The organism is Leclercia sp. AS011, from assembly GCF_037152535.1.
Classification (GTDB): Bacteria; Pseudomonadota; Gammaproteobacteria; order Enterobacterales; family Enterobacteriaceae; genus Enterobacter.
This window is the reverse complement of sequence record NZ_JBBCMA010000001.1, coordinates 1,354,963-1,372,542: the sequence shown is the minus strand read 5'-3', so window position 1 is coordinate 1,372,542 and position 17,580 is coordinate 1,354,963. Positions and strand designations below refer to the sequence as shown.

The window sequence follows — 17,580 nt, the reverse complement described above, 5'->3', positions numbered from 1 at the left end:
CGCCTCCTTACAGCAGCTGCTTGCTACGCAGGAAATCACGGGCGACCTGCTGCGGTGACTGATGATCGATATCCACCTTCTTGTTCAGCTCGGTGATAACGTCGTTGTTGAGCTGGGCGGAGAGGGTGTTCAGCGCCTCCTCCAGACCCGGGTTGGCCTCCAGCGTGTCCTTACGCACCACCGGGGTGACGGCATAGCTCGGGAAGAAGCCTTTGTCATCTTCCAGCACCTTCAGGTCGAAGCCCTTCACGCGCCCGTCGGTGGTGTAGATCAGCCCGGCATCGACAAAGCCGTCGCGCACCGCGTTATAGACCAGACCGGGGTCCATCTGACGGATCTGCGGACGGTCCAGCTCCAGGTTATAGGCGGCCTGCAGCGGCTTCATGCCGTCACTGCGCCCGGAAAATTCCAGGTCCAGGCCCAGCATCCAGTTGTTATCCGGATCGGTTTTACGCACCTGCTCAACTTTCGCCACCAGCTCTGACATGGTGTTGATATGTTCCGCTTCCGCGCGCTTACGCTGCATGGCGAATGCGTAGGTGTTGTTCATATCGGCGGGTTTGAGCCACACCAGGCCGTGCTTCGCATCCAGGCGTTTCACCGTCTCGTACGACTCTTCTGGCGACATGCGTTTGTTGATGTGGTTAAAAATGATCAGCGACGTGCCGGTATACTCCCAGGTCATGTCGATCTGCTTGTTGATCATCGCGTTGCGGGAGATCACCGTCGCAATGTTGGTCTGCGGCTGGACCTGAAAACCTTTCTTTTGCAGGTACTGCACGGTCATGGCCGAAAGAATGTGCTGCTCGGTAAAGCTCTTGGTCGCCAGGATCAGCGGCGCGGCGAGCGCCTGGCTGGAGAAGAGCGCGGCGGCGCACAGCGCCGTCAGGCCGGTAAACAGTCTCATAGAAGCTCCTTGTTATAATTATCGCGCGAGATGCGGGCTCATCAGACGACCCAGCGCCGCGAGCAGCGTGTCCAGAATCAGGGCGAACAGGGCGGTGGCCGCGGCACCCAGGATCAGCGTCGGGAAGTCGTTCAGGTAAATACCCGGGAAAATCAGCTCGCCGTAGCTGCTGGCACCGATGAGGAAAGCCAGCGGCGCGGTACCGACGTTAATGGCGGTGGCGATGCGGATCCCGGAGAGCATGACCGGCCAGGCGTTAGGGATTTCCACCTGCCACAGACGCTGCCCTTTGGTCATCCCGATGCCGTTCGCCGCTTCCAGCAGCGAGCCCGGCACCGAGCACAGCCCGGCGTAGGTGTTACGTACAATCGGCAGCAGCGAGGCGAGGAACAGGGCGATAATGGCCGGGGTATCGCCAATGCCAATCACCACCATCGCCAGGGCCAGCACCGCCAGCGGGGGCAGAGTGTTGCCGACGTTAAAGATCTGCATCACGTACTCGGCGATACCCCGGGCCGCCGGACGGCTCAGCAGAATACCGCTGGGAATACCGATCAGCAGGGCAAAGAACATGGATGAGAAGACTAAAATCAGATGCTGTTGCCCGAGATAGACCAGGTCAACCTGGCGCGCTTTGATCGTCTCCAGCCCAATTCCCCAGACGAGGAGGGCGACGACCACAATAATCGCGCCGATAAAAAGCAGCGAGCGTTTGAATAATGGATGCATTGCGATGTATCTCCCTGTGCGCATGCGTTCGTTATAGCAACCACCGGTTGCCTGTTGTTATGCCATGATTCGGCAGGGGTCATTGAGCTATAGCAAGCGTTTGGGAAGGGTTCCAGCGAAGCGGTGAGATAAGTAACCCGATGAAAACAGGGGAAATCATGGGTTAAGCCTTATGGGATAAGGGGCGATCGGGGGGCAGGCAGAATACTCCTAAAGAGAGTTTCGTTAAGTGACACCGTCACTTAACGAGTGAACGGCATAAACTATTTGCTGAGTGCAGCGCGAACCTTCCGCACCCGCAGCGAGGTGCTGATAATGCAGAAAGCGGCCACCAGGGTCAGCATCAGCCCCAGCGCCAGCATCGCCTGAAAGCCAAAATTTCTGAACAGGATCAGCCCGACAATACCCCCGGTAATAAACGAGAAAAGGGTGGTGAGATGGGTTGTCAACTGGCTTCGTTGTGCGGTCGTATCTTTGGAGAAATCCCGGCGTAGCATTGCCACCACCACGGAGGCCAGCGCAATGCCTGCGTCGGTTAAGGTGCCGGTAATGTGAGTGGATCTTACCCGGCCGCCGGAAAGTTGGGTGGAGGTGGAATTATGGATCCCCATCAGGCCGCAGAGAAAAACAATAATTTCCCGATTGGTGGTGAGAGTATGGAAATACATTTCGTACAGGGAGACACCAGCCAGCAATAACCCTTCAATAAACAGAACCTGACAAAAAATGAGCCGCACATTGTGAATGAGGCCCCATAAAACAATAATCCGCGCAATAATTGCCCCCGACACAAACGACAAAATAAGGGTGGCAAAGAAAATAATATCGTTCAGATCCGTTGAGGAGACTTCGCTGGATAACTGTGAGGTGTTGCCGGTCATATGGGAAGGAAAAAAGCCGAAGGCCCCCAATGCAATAGCATTCAGCAATCCTGCGGAAGTCGCCAGCCAGAGGGCAAGCCGGCGATCCTCCTGATGCGTTCGTTCTTTCTTGAGTTTAATCAGCAAAGAATACCTCCGGTTTGAGCTTTGCCTGAATCATCAGGCTAGCAAAGCGAATTCCTGGGTTGTCCAGGATAGTGCTTAATTATTACGGCACCGGAGGCCTGTGTAGATTTCGTAATTAATTAAAATAACCTTGATAAGAAAGTGATTATTAAGCATCAGGCGCGCCATGCTCACAACATGCCATTATTCCCGTGGCGTAAAAATGCTTCACGCTGATTTAAACGTTCAAACCAGGCCTCGATGGCGGGCACCTGCGGGTGCTCAAAGGGCGTCATCTTCCAGCGGTTCACCGACAGCCCCAGCACCACGTCGGCCAGGGTAAAAGTCTCGCCCGCCACCCAGGCCCCGGTGCGTTGCAGCTGCTGTTCAAGGATCATGATGTGGTGGTTCCACTCCGTAATCCCCGCTGCAATTCGCTCAGGATCGTTAAAGTCCGGGTTTTTGCGTCCCAGCGCCGGAAAGACGTAGCGCCAGGCGTTGTTGAATTCGGTCGCCTGCCAGTCCATCCAGCGCTCAATATTGGCGCACGCCCGCGGATCCGCAGGAAGCAGGTCGTCGCGCCCGGCTTTGCGCACCAGATAGCGGCAGATAGCGTTGGATTCCCACAGCACAAAGTCGCCGTCGATCAGCACCGGCACCATGGCGTTCGGGTTCAGCGCGCGGAAGGCGTCGGTCTCCGTTGAGGCAAAGCCGCTGCCGTAATCTTCCTGCAGATAGTCCAGACCCGCTTCTTCGCAGGTCCAGAGCACTTTGCGCACGTTGATGGAGGTGGTTTTGCCGAGGATTTTTAGCATGGTGCAGGTGTCCTTTTTATGAATGTTTAAGAACAATACAGCAGTTGTGTAAGGAGTTTAGGGCAAATTCTGGTGGGGAGGGGGTGGCGTGCGGTAAGTAATGGTTTATGTAATAGTGACAAAACAATGGAAGTATTCAGAAAGGAGTAACAATGAAAAAAGTGTTGGGATTATTATGTGTATTACTGTTGGCAGGCTGTTCCACCCCCGGTAAACCCGCATTCTATTATCCCTGGACTCAATACCGTACGGGCATTGATATCAACCTCCCCAAAGAGCCTAAATATATTGATTCCTTTCACGGGACGTTACGTCAGGACGATGATGGCGAGTATGCCCAGATCGTGGTCTATAACGGCGGCAATGCCGTAACCCAGTTCGGTTATGTCACCAAATACACCCTTGAAAACTGGATTAACTACTATTCCGGATTCCTGAAGTGGGACCCCAAAGATACGGGAGCGAAAACCAGATTCACGGTTCCGGATACAGGATCGCTGACGCGCAAAGAGTACGATATTGAATATCGAGTTGTTCAGGGCAAAAAGCTTTTTATCATCAACAAACACAGTTCTGATGCCCTGTTCACCGACTTTTCCGAAATGTCGATGGATGAAGCTAGCGTGACAAAAGCGCTGGATATCTACGAAAACCTGAGAACAGTTCTCCGGTAATCTGGCGGATTGCCCATCCACGACGATTTCTGCAGGATGGGCAATTCATCAAGACTCTACTCCCCGTTAAACTGAACAGCGTTAACAGCATAAAAGGTAAAAGGCGCAAAATGAGTGAAGATCTTTATCTCTGTTTCATTCCCCCGCTGGTTCAGTTGATCATCAGTGCTCATGATAAAAAAGGAAGCCAGCTTACCCGTGAAGAGGTGGAATCCATCAGGGATTCGGGGACATGCATTGCACTTCCAGCGGACAGCGCCCGCAGTTTGGCAGAGGAAAGAGGGTATAAAGATTTCAACCCTGAAAAAGTCTGGGACGAATATCTTCACTATTTAAATGAGACGACGTAGTACCATGCCCAACGACCCTTATTGTTGGTCATATAAACGGCAGTTAAAAACGAAGCCCGGACGTTAATCATTACCGCACAAGCAGATCCCGCCAGTCTGGATTATTAATTTTTCGGGAATAGGGCAGCATCGCACGATCAATCAGCTCGAAGAACTCTGACTCCTGCATCCTTACTGCTTCGCTTGTGCCAGGCCCCTCCCATTCATCAAAGAGATGCCAGTAAAGCGATTTCAGAGTATCGACCACCGCCACGAAAATCTTTACGTCAGGTTCGAGCCAGTGACACACCAGAAAATTCATTTTCTGTTCGGCATCCTGAATGGACGTGCACTGAGAAAGTTGACGCATAAAGAGCCTTATCCAGATCAGGGCCGCATCTTTTAGCGGCGGCAGGTCTATCTGCCGCTCTGCCATATATCGTGACAAATAGAGTTCAACCTCGTCCCGTTCAGGGCGCTCATCAAACCCCAGTGACGCGAGGATTAATAGCGTCTCCGACTCACTTCCCTGGGTGAGTTGATCTTCAGCCCATGCAACGATCAGACGGTCCAGATCGTCGTGGAGAAAGGGATATTTCCGTGAGAAAACCAGTAGCCCGAGCAGGTCAATGAGTGTGTACTGAGATGGCATCTGACATTCCCTATCCTGAATGGTTTACATGAACCCTGGCCGAGCCTCATTTCTGAAGCCGTCAGTGATGAACCTGTTACCCTTTGATTTTACGTCGCAAGCGATACTCTGTAGAACAGGTTTTTGTAGCAATTTTTTAACAAAATGCCCGTAAGGGATTGTTTGAACGGAGGCAACCCGATAACATCCGCTCTTTCGGATAAAGAAAATGTCTGTTACCGATTCACTTCTCGCTTTCTCCTTTGCTGCACTCTTGCTTACCCTCACGCCTGGCCTGGATACGGCACTCATTCTTCGAACCGCCTGCGCTGAAGGGGGTAAAAAAGCTTTTCAGGCCGCTCTTGGCATTGATGCGGGCTGTTTTATCTGGGGAGCGCTTGTCGCGCTCGGTCTGGGCGCACTGATGGCGGTTTCAGCGCTCGCCTATACCGTCCTGAAAATCTGCGGTGCGGCTTACCTTTGCTGGCTGGGCCTGCAACTCCTGATGCGCCCCCGATCGTCTTTCAGTCAGGGGGCGGGCAATACCACGGCTCACGGGAACTGGTTTGTTAAAGGCATGCTCGGCAACGTACTCAATCCCAAAATGGGCATTTTTTATGTGTCGTTTTTACCGCAGTTTATCCCCGCCGGGCATTCACCCGTGCTCTGGACATTTATCCTTGTCGGCATTCATGTTTTGATCGGCACCCTGTGGTCCGTCACGCTTATTCTGTCCACGCACTTCGCATCCGGTATCCTGAGAAAACGCCGCGTCATCAGCGCCATGGATCGTGCAACCGGAGGACTCTTTCTCTGCTTTGCCGCCAAACTGGCATTCAGTAGTCGATAACGGAGCGGGAGTCAGGGAGTAAAGTGAGCGCGATGCGCGGAGAAATTGTGGCCCATCCTCGGGCAATGGCTTGAGAGTCAATGTCAGGTTAATCCTTAATCGCGCTTTTGCCTGAAGTTAACCAGGTCAACAGCACCGCGCTCAGCAGCAAAATCCCGCTCAGCGCAAAGGTGCTTTGCCAGCCCAGGTTATCAAAGACCATCCCCCCAACCGTTGAGCCCAGCGCAATCGAGAGCTGGATCACCGCCACCATCAGCCCGCCGCCGGCTTCTGCATCATCGGGCAGAGTACGGGCGAGCCATGTCCACCATCCCGTGGGTGCTGCAGTTGCCAGCAGACCCCAGAATCCCAACAGCAGGGCGACGATCCAGAGGCTCTGGCCGGTGAGGGTTAACAGCCCGGCGATGGCGGCCATCAGGAGCGGAATCGCCATTAACGTCAGGTAAAACCGGGCGTTCAGGAAGAAGGCAACGATTAGCGTGCCAACAAACCCCGCGATACCGATGGTGAGCAGGATCAGCGATAAGCCGGAGGCGCTGACGTGGGTAACGGTCTCGAGAAAGGGCCGCACGTAGGTAAACAGCGCAAACTGGCCCATAAAGAACAGGCCGCAGGCCAGCAGGCCGATGGAAACGACCGGCAGACGGAACAGGCGGAAGAGGGTGCCGCGTGAGGTCCGGCTCTTGTTCCCTTGCATGTCGGGCAGGCTAAACCACTGCCAGATAAACGCCGCGATCGCCACCGGGACCAGGCACAGGAAGGCTCCGCGCCAGCCGATGGTGGCCCCGAGATAGCTACCGAGCGGAGCGGCGACCACCGTCGCCAGGGCGTTACCGCCGTTGAAAATTGCCAGCGCCCGGGAGACCTGATGCTGCGGCACCAGGCGCATGGCCGTCGCCGCAGACATCGACCAGAAGCCACCGATGGCGATCCCAATCAGGGCGCGCCCGGCCATATAGACCAGGTAGCTGGAGGCAAAGGCGATAATCAGGCTCGATATCGTCATCAACAGCGTCATGCCCAGCAGGAGAGTTTTACGGTTCATATTCCCGGCAAGATGCGACAGGCTCAGGCTGGTCAGGACCGCCAGCGCGCCGGAGATGGCAATCCCCTGGCCTGCGAGACCCTCCGTCACGCCCAGATCGCCGGCAATGGGGGTCAGCAGGCTGACCGGCATAAACTCCGATGCAATCAGGACAAATACGCACAGGGTCATGGCGAAAATGCCGCCCCAGTACGCGCGTTGGTTATGTTGTGATGTTTGGCTCAGTGTGGACATAGTCAGATTTCACGAGGGGAAAACAGCGCCACCTGCCGGGACAGGTGGCTGAGAGGTTACTTCAGGCTGGTTTTGAAGAACTGCCCGAACTGCGCAAAGGGGATCTTACCGGCGACGTTGTCGTACAGATCGACATGGTTAGCGCCCGGGACGATCACCAGCTCTTTCTGTTTGCTGCCGACGGCGTTGTACGCATCTTCAGCAAAGTAGCGTGAATGCGCCTTTTCACCGGTCACGATCAGCGTCGGGATGCTGATCTCGTTGGCGTAGCTCAGCAGCGGCATATTCATAAACGACAGCGGCATCGTCGCGGTCCATGCCCCGGTGGAGTTCACGGAACGCTCATGGAAGCCGCGCGGCATCCGGTAGTAGTCAAAGAACTCTTTCAGCACCGGATGCGGATCGGCTGGCAATGCCTCCGGCAGAATACGTTTCGCCGCGCTCACGTTGCCGTTCTGGTCGACATTAATATCGTGGCCGCCGTGGGCGAAGGTGCCGTTTTCAGCATCCTTCCAGCGCTGTTCGTTCAGGTATTGCAGGACCGCATGGCGATCGGCCGCAGAGTAGCGGTCTTTGCCATCGCCCACGCCGTGACCCATCGCCCGGCTCATGTCGTACATCACGCTGGTGGCGACCGCTTTGACGCGGGTGTCCATGGATGCTGCGTTCAGCGCCATCCCGCCCCAGCCGCAGATGCCAAGGATGCCGATGCGGTTGCGATCCACCTCTTTCTGTAAGCCCAGGAAATCTACCGCCGCGCTAAAGTCCTCGGTGTTGATGTCTGGCGAAGCGACGTTACGCGGCTGGCCGCCACTTTCGCCGGTGTAAGAGGGGTCGAAGGCCAGGGTCACAAAGCCCTGTTCAGCCAGGGTCTGAGCATACAGGCCGCTGGATTGCTCTTTCACCGCGCCAAACGGCCCGCTGACCGCAATCGCCGCCAGCTTGCGATCGCCCCGGTCTTTCGGCAGGTAAAGATCGGCCACTAAGGTGATCCCGTAGCGGTTCGGGAAGGAGACCTTGCGGTGATCCACTTTGTCGCTCTCGGCGAAGGTTTTGTCCCATTTCGCGATCATCGAAACGGGCGCGTTCGGATTGGTGGTATCTGCGTAACTCATTGTCGTCACTCCACTTAAGGATGCGCACAGCAGCATCGCGACTGTCATTTTTCGGGCAAGTGTTTTCATAAGAGGCACCGGGCTGTGTTGTTGTGTGGAGCCCAGTATAGTTAGCAGAAATAATGCTGATTAGAGGGTGAAAGCTGCTAAGATTCATACCATATTGTTATGAATGGGTGAGGGGGACGGTGATGGCGAAGCGGGAAAACTATAACGAGCTGTACCTGTTTATGCAGGTGGCGCGGGAGGGCAGCTTCACGGCTGCCGCGCAGCGGCTCGGGCTGGCCCAGTCAGGGATCAGCCGCTCGGTGCGCGACCTTGAAGAGCGGCTGGGCGTGCAGCTGCTGGTGCGCACTACCCGCAGGCTCTCATTGACTCAGGCCGGTGAGCAGCTCTACCAGACTACCCAGTCCGGGTTTGCCGCCCTGGATACCGGGCTCGCCACCCTGGCGCATTACCGCGATACCCCCTCCGGCACGGTGCGCATTAATGCCAGCCAGCACGCCATCGATAAATGTCTCCTGCCAAAGCTGGCGGTATTTAAGCAGCGCTACCCCGATATCCGGCTGGAGCTGATGAACGAGAGCCGCTTCGTCGACATCATCGCCGAGCGGTTCGATGCCGGTATCCGGCTGGGGCCGGAAGTCGGTCAGGGGATGGTCGCGGTGCGCATTACGCCCGATATGGAGATGGCGGTGGTCGGCACGCCCGACCATTTACGCCGTTACGGTTTTCCCCAGACGCCAGCGGATTTAGCGGCCCATCCCTGCATTGCCTACCAGTTTGCCGACGGCAGTCTCTACCACTGGGAGCTGGTTCAGGATGGCAAAAGCATCACCCATCGCCCCGAGGGGCAGTGGGCGCTGTCGGACAGCTATATGGAAGCGGAAGCCGCCCGGCTGGGTCTGGGGCTGGCCTATGTGCCGGTCGAGCTGGTGGCGGAGGATCTGGCGCGCGGGACGCTGATCCGGGTATTGCAGAACTTCAGCCTGCGGATGGACGGGCTGTTCCTCTACTACCCTCATCGCAACGTATCACCCGCTCTGCGCGCGGTGATTGATACCCTGAAAATCTGAAGTTACTTGCAGACCGGGCAAGCGCAGCACCCCCGGCGGCGCGGTCCGCCTACCTGGCGCGTGGGCCGTCGCCGGACTCACGCGACCAGGCTATAAAGAGATTCCCATGATCCTGAGCACGCTCTGCTGCGAAGCCGTAGTGAAAAGGGTGTTTTTGATGTGCGCCATGCCCTGTTTATTGTAGAAGTGACAAGCGCGTTGATTCTGTTCAAGCACCTCCAGCCATAAAAATGTGGCGCCATTTTCCCGGGCACGCGTTTTGATCGCCTCAAACATAATCTGGCCATAGCCTCGACTTGTCTCAGCCGAATCAAAGTACAGCTTGTTAAGCAGCACCCCTGAAATATCCGTATCGGGGATGCGGCTTTCAGCGGTCACTTTTGCAAAACCAATCGGGCGATCGGTCTCTGCCACATACCAGCACACACTGCGGTCTTGCAGGCTCTTCTCAAGCACGGGCAGAGAATATTCAGCAGTTAAAAACTGGTTCAGTTCCGGTTCTGATACCCACAGATGTTTAAAGTGGGCGCGATAGATGCTGTTACCCAGTTCACTCAGTAACCTGGCATCCGCCAGGGTTGCTTGCCGCATGTGTAATGTCATTCACTTAATCCTGTTAATCAGACCGCCTTTATTCATAAGCAAACCTGGTCTAATTGCAATCGCTTCCTGATAACAACAGAGAAGAAAAAATCGCCAAATATGCAAGTACAGGCTAGATTGAACTCATACACAACTGGTATGACCACATCAATAAGGCTCAAGAATGAATGCAATAATAATACCCGTCAATGAAGGCGGGTTTCTGGCTGCCACGATATGGGAAAGAAGCGATGCCAAAGCGGTGGTAATCCTTCACCCGGCAACGGCGGTGGTGCAGGCATTTTATAAGGGATTTGCCGAGTACCTTTTTAACCAGGGATTCAGCGTTCTCACTTACGATTACCGGGGAACGGGGCGTTCAAAGTCAGGAAATATGCGTCACTCCCGCGTCTCAATGTCAGACTGGATCGAGCAGGACGTCGGATGCATAACCGCCTGGGCTCAGACGCATTTCCCCGGACGTCGTCTGCTGGCGGTTGGCCACAGCGTCGGCGGGCATGCCGTTCTGCTTTCGTCAGCCACTCACGCCCTGCAGGCCGCGGTCATTGTGGCCTCCCATGCCGGTGTGACGAGCACCATCAAACAAACGGCAGAGAAGGTGCGCGTCTGGTGCTTATTGCGTGTTCTGGCCCCGGCTCTCTGCCAAATCTTCGGCTACATGCCCGCACGACGCCTCGGCCTGGGCGAAGATTTACCCGCGCCGGTGATGCGTCAGTGGGGGCGCTGGAGCGCATTGCCGGGTTATTTCTACGACGATCCAGACTGGAACGCCCGCCAGCGGGCAAGTGAGATAACGTTACCGGTGCTGGTAATGGGTTTTGATGACGACCCCTGGGCTAACCCTGAGGCCATCGCGCGACTGATGGAGCCCGTGCAAAATGCCAGAATTGAACGCCGTGAGATACGGCGCGCCGATTATGGCCTGCCGGCCATTGGCCATATGGGTTTTTTCCGTGCGCGATGCGCGGAGAAACTATGGCCCGTTGTCGGGCAATGGCTGGAGAGTCACTGCCCGGCTACTAAAGTTCAAGCGCAGCAACGATAGAGGCTTCTATTTTCTCCGGGGTAGAGAGCGGTGCAAAACGCTTGAGGGGTTTACCGTCGCGGCCAATCAGGAACTTAGTGAAGTTCCACTTGATCCGCCCGCCCAGCACGCCGGGCAGCTCCTGTTTCAGGTAGCGAAACACCGGGTGCGCGTTGGGGCCGTTGACCTCCACTTTCCCGAACATCGGGAAGCTCACGCCGTAGTTAATCTGACAGGTCTGGGCAATGTCGTCGGCACTGCCCGGTTCCTGCTTACCGAACTGGTTGCAGGGGAAACCCAGCACCACCAGCCCCTGAGCGGCGTACTTTTTGTAGAGCATTTCAAGGCCTGCGTACTGGGGCGTGAAGCCACAATGGCTGGCGGTATTCACCACCAGAACCACCTTACCCGCATAGTCGGCCATTGAGATGTGCTCGCCACGCAGGCTGGTGGCCGTCAGCTGATGAAAAGGGGTCATGTGGGAAACCTCACTCCGCTACCAGCCACATGTCGGCCTCGTCAAACATCTCTTCCAGCATGCGGTTCAGCTTCTCCCGATCGCTTTTGCTGGCATCGCTGTTCAGGCCGTTCGCCTGCATCGGCTTAACCCTCACCTCGGCGTCCGGAAAGATCCGGTGCACGCGAGTGGTCAGTTCGGCCAGGATGATCTCCCTGGCGCCCGGGAGTCCCGCCACATTTCTTTTGTCGTAAACCAGTTCAACGAACATCACACACACCTTTAGATACTGTTTTAATGTACAGCATTCTTACCGGGGGAATGAGATCTGTCAACTGCCGCCCGCTTTGCAGGCGGCAGGGAGTGGTTATCAGAACAGAACCGAGTAGTTCAGGCCGAAGGTACGACCGCGACCTTTATAGGTATAAAGGTTCTCAGCCCCATAGGTTGGGCTGTAGAGACCCGGTGCGCGCTGTCCCCATGCGGTGGTGTAGTCTTCATCCAGCAGGTTTTCGACGCTAAAGCTCAGCTTGCCCACCGGCAGCAGGTAACTGCCGATGAAGTCCGCGGTGTTATAGCCATCAATGTGCTTACCGGCTTCGTCAGACACATCAAACGTCTGCGTACTTTGCAGGCGCAAGGTCCAGTCGCCCGGTGCCCAGGTGACCCATGCGCTCATCTTGGACGGGCTGGCGCTGTCGACCGTCAGCTTCTCCCATTTCCCGTCGACGCGGGTTTCCGATTTGATGATGTTGAAGTTGGTACCCGTGCTCCATGCGCTGTCGGTGAAGAAATAATCCACCTGGCCTTCAACGCCATAGATACGACGCTCATCGTCTTCGACGTTGATGGTCATGTCGCTTTTGTTGATGTTGATGGTCTTGTCGGAGAGAGAGTAGTACCCGGCGATCTGCGTGCGCAGGTTATCTCCGGTGTAACGCCAGCCCAGCTCGTAAGCATCAACTTTGATCCCGTCGAGTTTCGAGTCGTTGACGTTAACGCTGTTGACCAGACGGTAATGGCCGTTTACCAGCTGGTAGGTGCCGGAACCGTAATATTTCGCCAGATCCGGGATCTCAAAGCCCTGGGAGAAGTTAAACCACAGCTGCTGGCGTTCAGTCAGATGACCCAGAATACCGGCATTGAACAGCAGGTTGTTGTAGTCAGTCTTTCCGCCCGGTACCGCGTCCGCCGAGGTGGCTTTGCCGGTGGCAATACCCTGCTGTTGGGCGTAGCCAATAAAGTCGTCGACCTTGTTTTCGGTGTACTGATAGCGCACGCCGCCGCTCAGGGTGATGGCGGAGAAGTCGTAGCTGGATTGCAGGAACGGGGCGAGGTTGGTGATGCTGTAGCCCGGATAGCGTCCGATGTTATAGGCGTTATCCAGCTTCATGCCGCCGCTGGCCGCCGCTTTGCTGAGGTCGAAAAATTGCTGATTGGCGTCGAAGGTTTCATGCTCCGCATCGACACCCCACGTCAGCGTCAAATCATCCAGCGGTTTGCTGTTGAGGGTGAGCTTGCCGCCGTAGAAGTCAGTTTTTTGCTGCGATGCGCCAATGCTGGTGACCCGGCCACCGGAAAGGGTAGGGAAGGGATAAAACGTCAGGCTCTCATCGCGATAATAAATCTGGGCGAGCAGATCCTGGCCCCAGAAATCGGTATTGGCATATTGCAGGTTGATCAGGTGACGTTCGGTGCCAGGGATACGGTCGGAGTCGAGATTATTTTTGTTGTAAGCGTTGCCGGAACCCGTCACTGCCGAGAAGTTCTCGCCAAGGTAGAGGCCGTGCTTACCGTCGGATTCGCTTTTGTAGTACTGCGTGGTGAGCTGCAGCTGCTGGTGATCGTCGATATTCAGCGTGCCGGTGCCCATCACGTCCAGACGGTCAGAGTATTGCAACCCGGTCTGGGTGTTATCAATGATCACTTCGTCGCCGTTGCCGTCGTACCAGCCGCCAAAGCGCTGATAGGCCACCGACAGTCGTCCGGAGGCGTTATCGTTGCCGCCGCTGACCGCCGCCGCGACGTTCTCGTCATTATCGTTATGGCTGTTGAACCCGGTTTTCAGACCGGTCTGGAACTCGACTTCCGTTTCCGGCTGCCCCTTTTTGGTGACGATATTGATTAAGCCGCCGGTACTGCCGCCGCCATACAGGGAGGTTGCGCCGGAGATCACTTCAATGCGCGAGATATTAAAGGGATCGATAGAGTCCAGCTGGCGGCTGTCGCTGCGTGAAGAGTTTAACCGCACGCCGTCAACCATCACCATCATTGAACGACCGCGCATATTCATGCCGTAGTTGGTACGCCCCTGGCCGCTGACGTCCATACCGGGGATCAACTGCGCCAGCACCTCTTTGAGCTCTTTGCCCCCCTGAACCTGCTGTTCAATGTCAGCCTGTTCAATAACCCAGGTGGTCTGGGCCATGTCAGTAATGCTGTGGTTGGTTCGGCTGGCGGAGACCACCAGCGACTCTTCTTTTTGGCCTTCAGCCGAGGCATTAGCGGCTAACATCATTAACAAACAAGGGTTTAAAGCCCAGAGGTGACGCGCTTTCATTATTGTGATCATCCTGATTTTTCGAGGTAGTCGTGGCGTTGAAGCCCCGTACCGCAAGAACATCACCTTCGCAGGTGATAATGATTGTCAAGATGATATGAATTATCATTAAAATGTAAACAGGTATTGCTAAAAAAATATTTCCATAATGGCATGATTTTGATGGGGTTTTCTGGGGGCGGGCAGGAAGGCCTTAACCGAGCGAACAGGGGAAACTCGACGGCATTTTCTTTCCTCCTGTATAAGGATGCGCTACTCTCACAATGCGTTTGCCACCCTAAGGTTAAAAATGAAAAAAATAACGCCAGACTACACCCCTGTTGATTTATCTCGCTGGGCAAGGAAAGAGCATTTCGAGGTATTTCAGTCTTTTGCTCAATCAACATTTAACCAGACTGTGCAATTAGATATTACCGCGCTGCTAAAACATATTAAGCAGGTGGGCTGGAAATTTTATCCGACAATCATTTTCCTTATTTCTAAGATCGTAAATAGTCATTCCGAATTCCGGATGGCGATGAAGAACGATGAGCTGGTCATTTGGGATGAAGTTTATCCAAGCTATACCGTTTTCCATAATGAAACGGAGACCTTTTCCTGCATATGGAGTCAGTACGACGGCAATATCCATCACTTCCAGAACGTTTATTCAGAAGATACTGCGCGCTATGGTAATAACCTTGCTTACTGGCCCAAGGGTGAGTCTCCAGAAAATATCTTTTTTGTGTCAGGTATTCCCTGGGTAAGCTTTACCAGTTTTGATATCAACGTGGCTAATATGAAGAACTTTTTCTCCCCGATGTTCACGCTGGGGAAATATTACCACCAGGATGGGAAAGTATTGTTGCCGCTCGCCGTTCAGGTCCATCACTCCGTGTGCGATGGGTTCCATGTGGCAAGGTTGATCAACGAATTACAGGCGCTGTGTGATGACATTGAGCACCTCTAGTAAAACTGACATGAAAACTGCCAGAGTCCTTCCGCAGATCTGTGAAAGTAGCCGATACCATTATCGGCCCACATCCAGTTAACTTTTTCTTCTGACCCAACCTGAAATCTGTTTCTGCGCATATTGACATTCACTCGGTACGTTACCTCAGCAACCAGAGTCAACCCTAAATATGGTGGTGGTGCACCCTACCTTCATCGCGTTAGTCTGACTGCGTCAACAGGATCACAAAAACAAAGCTCTTTTAAAATGAGCTGGCTTAAACAGGACGATTTAATGCATACCCCAAATATTCGTGCAATGCTCGGAGGCGCTTTTTTATTGATGTCTGTCTTAATCCCAATATCCAGCGCTCAATCTCTGTCCATATCATCAGAACATCCGAATTTGCAGTCTATGTCCGTTGAGACGCAAGGCTCAGGAACGGATGTCATATTGATCCCAGGGCTGGCGTCATCTCGCGCAATCTGGGCCGATTTAGCATCAGATCTACAGTTGAGCCATCGCGTTCACATTTTAGAACTCGCGGGCTTTGCAAATACACCTGCTATGTCCAACCGGGACGGGAAGGTCATCGCGCCGGTAGTTGACGCTATCGCTGAGTACATCCGCACCCAACACCTCAAAGCGCCGGCGATCGTTGGCCATTCTCTTGGCGGGGAGATTGCCCTGATGCTGGGGGCACGGCATCCTGACCTGGTCGGTCGCTTAATGATTGTCGATGCTTTGCCGTTCTATACGTTAATGCTTGACCCTGCGGCAACCAGCGAAACAGCGTCCCGCCATGCCGGTGCCACAAGGGACTGGATGCTGGCGCAATCGCCGGAAGAATTTATCGCCTTTCAGAAAACATCCATAGCCCGCTTAGCTAAGACCGAGGCGGTGAGGCCTGCGCTGGTGGCTGCCGGGCTCAGTTCCGATCGTAAAACCATTGCAGATGCTGTATATGAATTGATGGTTACCGATTTGCGCCCCGAGCTTGGCCGTATCAGAGCACCGATTGAAGTCGTTTATGCGTATGACGCCTTATTCGGCGTGCCTGCATCCAATGTGGATGAAATGTACCGTCGAGCCTATATCGCTGCGCCAGATATCCATTTCACGCGAATTGATGACAGTTTTCATTTTATCATGCTTGATCAGCCAGAACGGTTCTCCAGCGCGGTTGAGTCTTTCTTAAATAAATAAGGCATGCTTATCCTGTTCCTTCCAGAGCACCACTACAGTGCACCCATCCCGCACCTCTTCACCAAAACGGTGAAACCCAACCCTCGCCATTCTACAACCCCCTAATAAACCTCATTAAAATATCCTGGCACACCCTTTGCAACCACCACAAGCGAAGGGCAGCACCACACAACATGAAAATAGCTGGCTAGGGTTCCGGTTCACTTTGGTGAACGACTGGTCCAAGAGCTGGCGACCTCTGAGAGGTTACACGGCGGGACAAAAGCCCGGGAGACAGCAGCACCAGACGGTGTCGCGCTGCCCCCTTATTTTGTGCCACTCAGAGGTCAAGCATGAAGAAAACGCCATTACTCCGCTCTCTTATCCTGTCGCTGGCGATGCTGGTCAGTCTTCCTGGCGTTGCGGCCGTCAAAAAAGAGTTCAACGTCTGCTGGACCATCTACGCAGGCTGGATGCCCTGGGGCACCATCAGCACCAGCAAAATCATCGATAAATGGGCCGATAAGTACGGCATCAAAATCAACGTTCTCCAGCTCAACGACTACATCGAATCCATCAACCAGTACACCGCCGGCCAGTTCGACGGCTGCACCATGACCAACATGGACGCGCTGACCATTCCGGCGGCGGGCGGGGTGGACTCCACGGCGCTGATCCTCGGCAGCTACTCAGAGGGCAACGACGGCGTGGTGATGAAAGGTGAGGGCAAAACCCTGACCGACCTCAAAGGCATGAAGATCTATCTGCCGGAGCTGTCCGTCTCCCACTATCTGCTGGTGCGCGGGCTGGAGAAAGCCGGGCTGGCGGAGAAAGACGTCACCGTGGTCAACACCTCCGATGCGGATATCGTCTCGGCCTTCGCCACCCAAAACGTGCAGGCCGCCGTGGCCTGGAACCCGCAGCTGTCGGTCATCAAGGGCACGCCGAAAACCACTGAGGTGTTCAGCTCCTCGCAGGTGCCGGGTGAGCTGATCGACATGATGGTGGTCAACAGCGAAACCCTGAAGGACAACCCGGCGCTGGGCAAAGCGCTGACCGGGGCGTGGTACGAGATGATGGGGCTGATGAAAGCCCAGGATGCGAACGCCCTGAATGCGATGGCGGCGGCCTCCGGGACCGATCTCGCCGGCTATCAGGCGCAGCTGAAAACCACCCACCTGTTCTACACCCCGCAGGACAACATCGCCTTTGTCACCTCGGCGGATCTGGCGAAAACCATGCAGCGTGTAGCGGCCTTCTCTTTCGACAAGGGGCTGCTGGGCGACGGTGCCCAGAGCGCCGATTTTATCGGCATGAGCTTCCCGGGCAACCTGACCCGGGGCGATGCCAACAACGTCAAACTGCGCTTTGACGACAGCTTCGTGAAAATGGCCGCCGCGGGCCAGCTGTGATGAGTGACGGAGTCTCC

19 protein-coding genes and 1 riboswitch are annotated in these 17,580 nt (G+C 55.0%); of the genes, 8 read left to right on the top strand and 11 right to left on the bottom strand.

Annotated elements, in window-relative coordinates; all coding sequences use genetic code 11:
• Positions 1-7: 7 nt before the first annotated feature.
• The 4 genes from osmX to WFO70_RS06360 all read right to left on the bottom strand — a co-directional run bounded on the left by osmX (position 8) and on the right by WFO70_RS06360 (position 3,437).
• Positions 8-907, bottom strand: a complete 900-nt coding sequence (gene osmX, locus WFO70_RS06375; RefSeq protein WP_337015222.1) for an osmoprotectant ABC transporter substrate-binding protein OsmX — start codon at positions 905-907, stop codon at positions 8-10.
• Positions 908-925: 18 nt separating this feature from the next.
• Entirely contained in the window at positions 926-1,636 is a 711-nt protein-coding gene (gene osmY / locus WFO70_RS06370) for an osmoprotectant ABC transporter permease OsmY (RefSeq protein ID WP_337015221.1), read from the bottom strand.
• A gap of 263 nt (positions 1,637-1,899) precedes the next feature.
• On the bottom strand, positions 1,900-2,643 hold the full coding sequence (locus WFO70_RS06365) for a YoaK family protein (protein WP_337015220.1): 744 nt from the start codon (positions 2,641-2,643) through the stop codon (positions 1,900-1,902).
• A 170-nt stretch (positions 2,644-2,813) separates the two neighbouring features.
• Complete coding sequence (locus WFO70_RS06360; protein WP_337015218.1) at positions 2,814-3,437, bottom strand: glutathione S-transferase family protein; 624 nt, start codon at positions 3,435-3,437, stop codon at positions 2,814-2,816.
• A 152-nt stretch (positions 3,438-3,589) separates the two neighbouring features.
• Between WFO70_RS06360 and WFO70_RS06355 the strand changes: the two genes are divergently transcribed.
• Positions 3,590-4,111, top strand: a complete 522-nt coding sequence (locus tag WFO70_RS06355; protein WP_337015217.1) for a hypothetical protein — start codon at positions 3,590-3,592, stop codon at positions 4,109-4,111.
• A 110-nt stretch (positions 4,112-4,221) separates the two neighbouring features.
• Positions 4,222-4,461 (top strand): hypothetical protein, encoded by a 240-nt coding sequence (locus tag WFO70_RS06350; protein WP_337015216.1) that lies wholly within the window; start codon positions 4,222-4,224, stop codon positions 4,459-4,461.
• Positions 4,462-4,531: 70 nt separating this feature from the next.
• Here the strand turns inward: WFO70_RS06350 and WFO70_RS06345 are convergent, their stop codons facing one another.
• A complete protein-coding gene (locus WFO70_RS06345) occupies positions 4,532-5,092 on the bottom strand; it encodes a hypothetical protein (RefSeq protein WP_337015215.1) in 561 nt (186 codons plus the stop codon).
• A 208-nt stretch (positions 5,093-5,300) separates the two neighbouring features.
• On the opposite strand from WFO70_RS06345, the gene WFO70_RS06340 reads away from it, so the two are divergent.
• Positions 5,301-5,921: a LysE family translocator gene (locus WFO70_RS06340; RefSeq protein ID WP_337015214.1), complete on the top strand. Its 621-nt coding sequence runs from the start codon at positions 5,301-5,303 to the stop codon at positions 5,919-5,921.
• Positions 5,922-6,009: 88 nt separating this feature from the next.
• Here WFO70_RS06340 and WFO70_RS06335 read toward each other — a convergent pair whose 3' ends face one another.
• Together WFO70_RS06335 and WFO70_RS06330 are read right to left on the bottom strand one after the other, a co-directional pair.
• Positions 6,010-7,200, bottom strand: a complete 1,191-nt coding sequence (locus tag WFO70_RS06335; protein ID WP_337015213.1) for an MFS transporter — start codon at positions 7,198-7,200, stop codon at positions 6,010-6,012.
• Positions 7,201-7,256: 56 nt separating this feature from the next.
• Entirely contained in the window at positions 7,257-8,384 is a 1,128-nt protein-coding gene (locus WFO70_RS06330; protein WP_337015212.1) for an alpha/beta hydrolase, read from the bottom strand.
• A gap of 122 nt (positions 8,385-8,506) precedes the next feature.
• Here WFO70_RS06330 and WFO70_RS06325 point away from each other — a divergent pair, with 122 nt between their 5' ends.
• Positions 8,507-9,391 (top strand): LysR family transcriptional regulator, encoded by an 885-nt coding sequence (locus tag WFO70_RS06325; protein WP_337015211.1) that lies wholly within the window; start codon positions 8,507-8,509, stop codon positions 9,389-9,391.
• 90 nt (positions 9,392-9,481) lie between these two features.
• Here the strand turns inward: WFO70_RS06325 and WFO70_RS06320 are convergent, their stop codons facing one another.
• Positions 9,482-9,994, bottom strand: a complete 513-nt coding sequence (locus tag WFO70_RS06320) for a GNAT family N-acetyltransferase (protein ID WP_337015210.1) — start codon at positions 9,992-9,994, stop codon at positions 9,482-9,484.
• Positions 9,995-10,157: 163 nt separating this feature from the next.
• Between WFO70_RS06320 and WFO70_RS06315 the strand changes: the two genes are divergently transcribed.
• Entirely contained in the window at positions 10,158-11,039 is an 882-nt protein-coding gene (locus WFO70_RS06315; protein WP_337015209.1) for an alpha/beta hydrolase family protein, read from the top strand.
• Here WFO70_RS06315 and WFO70_RS06310 read toward each other — a convergent pair.
• From WFO70_RS06310 to WFO70_RS06300, 3 genes are all read right to left on the bottom strand, one after another.
• Positions 11,014-11,496: a glutathione peroxidase gene (locus WFO70_RS06310; protein ID WP_337015208.1), complete on the bottom strand. Its 483-nt coding sequence runs from the start codon at positions 11,494-11,496 to the stop codon at positions 11,014-11,016. The genes WFO70_RS06315 and WFO70_RS06310 overlap by 26 nt on opposite strands.
• 10 nt (positions 11,497-11,506) lie before the next feature.
• Positions 11,507-11,746, bottom strand: coding sequence for a DinI family protein (locus WFO70_RS06305; RefSeq protein WP_337015206.1), 240 nt, complete (start codon positions 11,744-11,746; stop codon positions 11,507-11,509).
• A 99-nt stretch (positions 11,747-11,845) separates the two neighbouring features.
• A complete protein-coding gene (locus WFO70_RS06300) occupies positions 11,846-14,035 on the bottom strand; it encodes a TonB-dependent siderophore receptor (protein ID WP_337015205.1) in 2,190 nt (729 codons plus the stop codon).
• A gap of 289 nt (positions 14,036-14,324) precedes the next feature.
• Here WFO70_RS06300 and catA point away from each other — a divergent pair, with 289 nt between their 5' ends.
• The 3 genes from catA to WFO70_RS06285 all read left to right on the top strand — a co-directional run bounded on the left by catA (position 14,325) and on the right by WFO70_RS06285 (position 17,563).
• The gene (gene catA, locus WFO70_RS06295; RefSeq protein WP_337015204.1) at positions 14,325-14,984 is read left to right on the top strand and encodes a type A chloramphenicol O-acetyltransferase; all 660 of its coding nucleotides are present in this window, start codon (positions 14,325-14,327) and stop codon (positions 14,982-14,984) included.
• Positions 14,985-15,260: 276 nt separating this feature from the next.
• Positions 15,261-16,172, top strand: a complete 912-nt coding sequence (locus tag WFO70_RS06290) for an alpha/beta fold hydrolase (protein ID WP_337015203.1) — start codon at positions 15,261-15,263, stop codon at positions 16,170-16,172.
• Positions 16,173-16,348: 176 nt separating this feature from the next.
• A riboswitch (guanidine-I (ykkC/yxkD leader) is annotated at positions 16,349-16,447 on the top strand.
• A gap of 57 nt (positions 16,448-16,504) precedes the next feature.
• Positions 16,505-17,563 carry a putative urea ABC transporter substrate-binding protein gene (locus WFO70_RS06285; RefSeq protein WP_337015202.1) on the top strand — a complete coding sequence of 353 codons (1,059 nt, stop codon included), beginning with the start codon at positions 16,505-16,507 and terminating at the stop codon, positions 17,561-17,563.
• Positions 17,564-17,580: the final 17 nt, after the last annotated feature.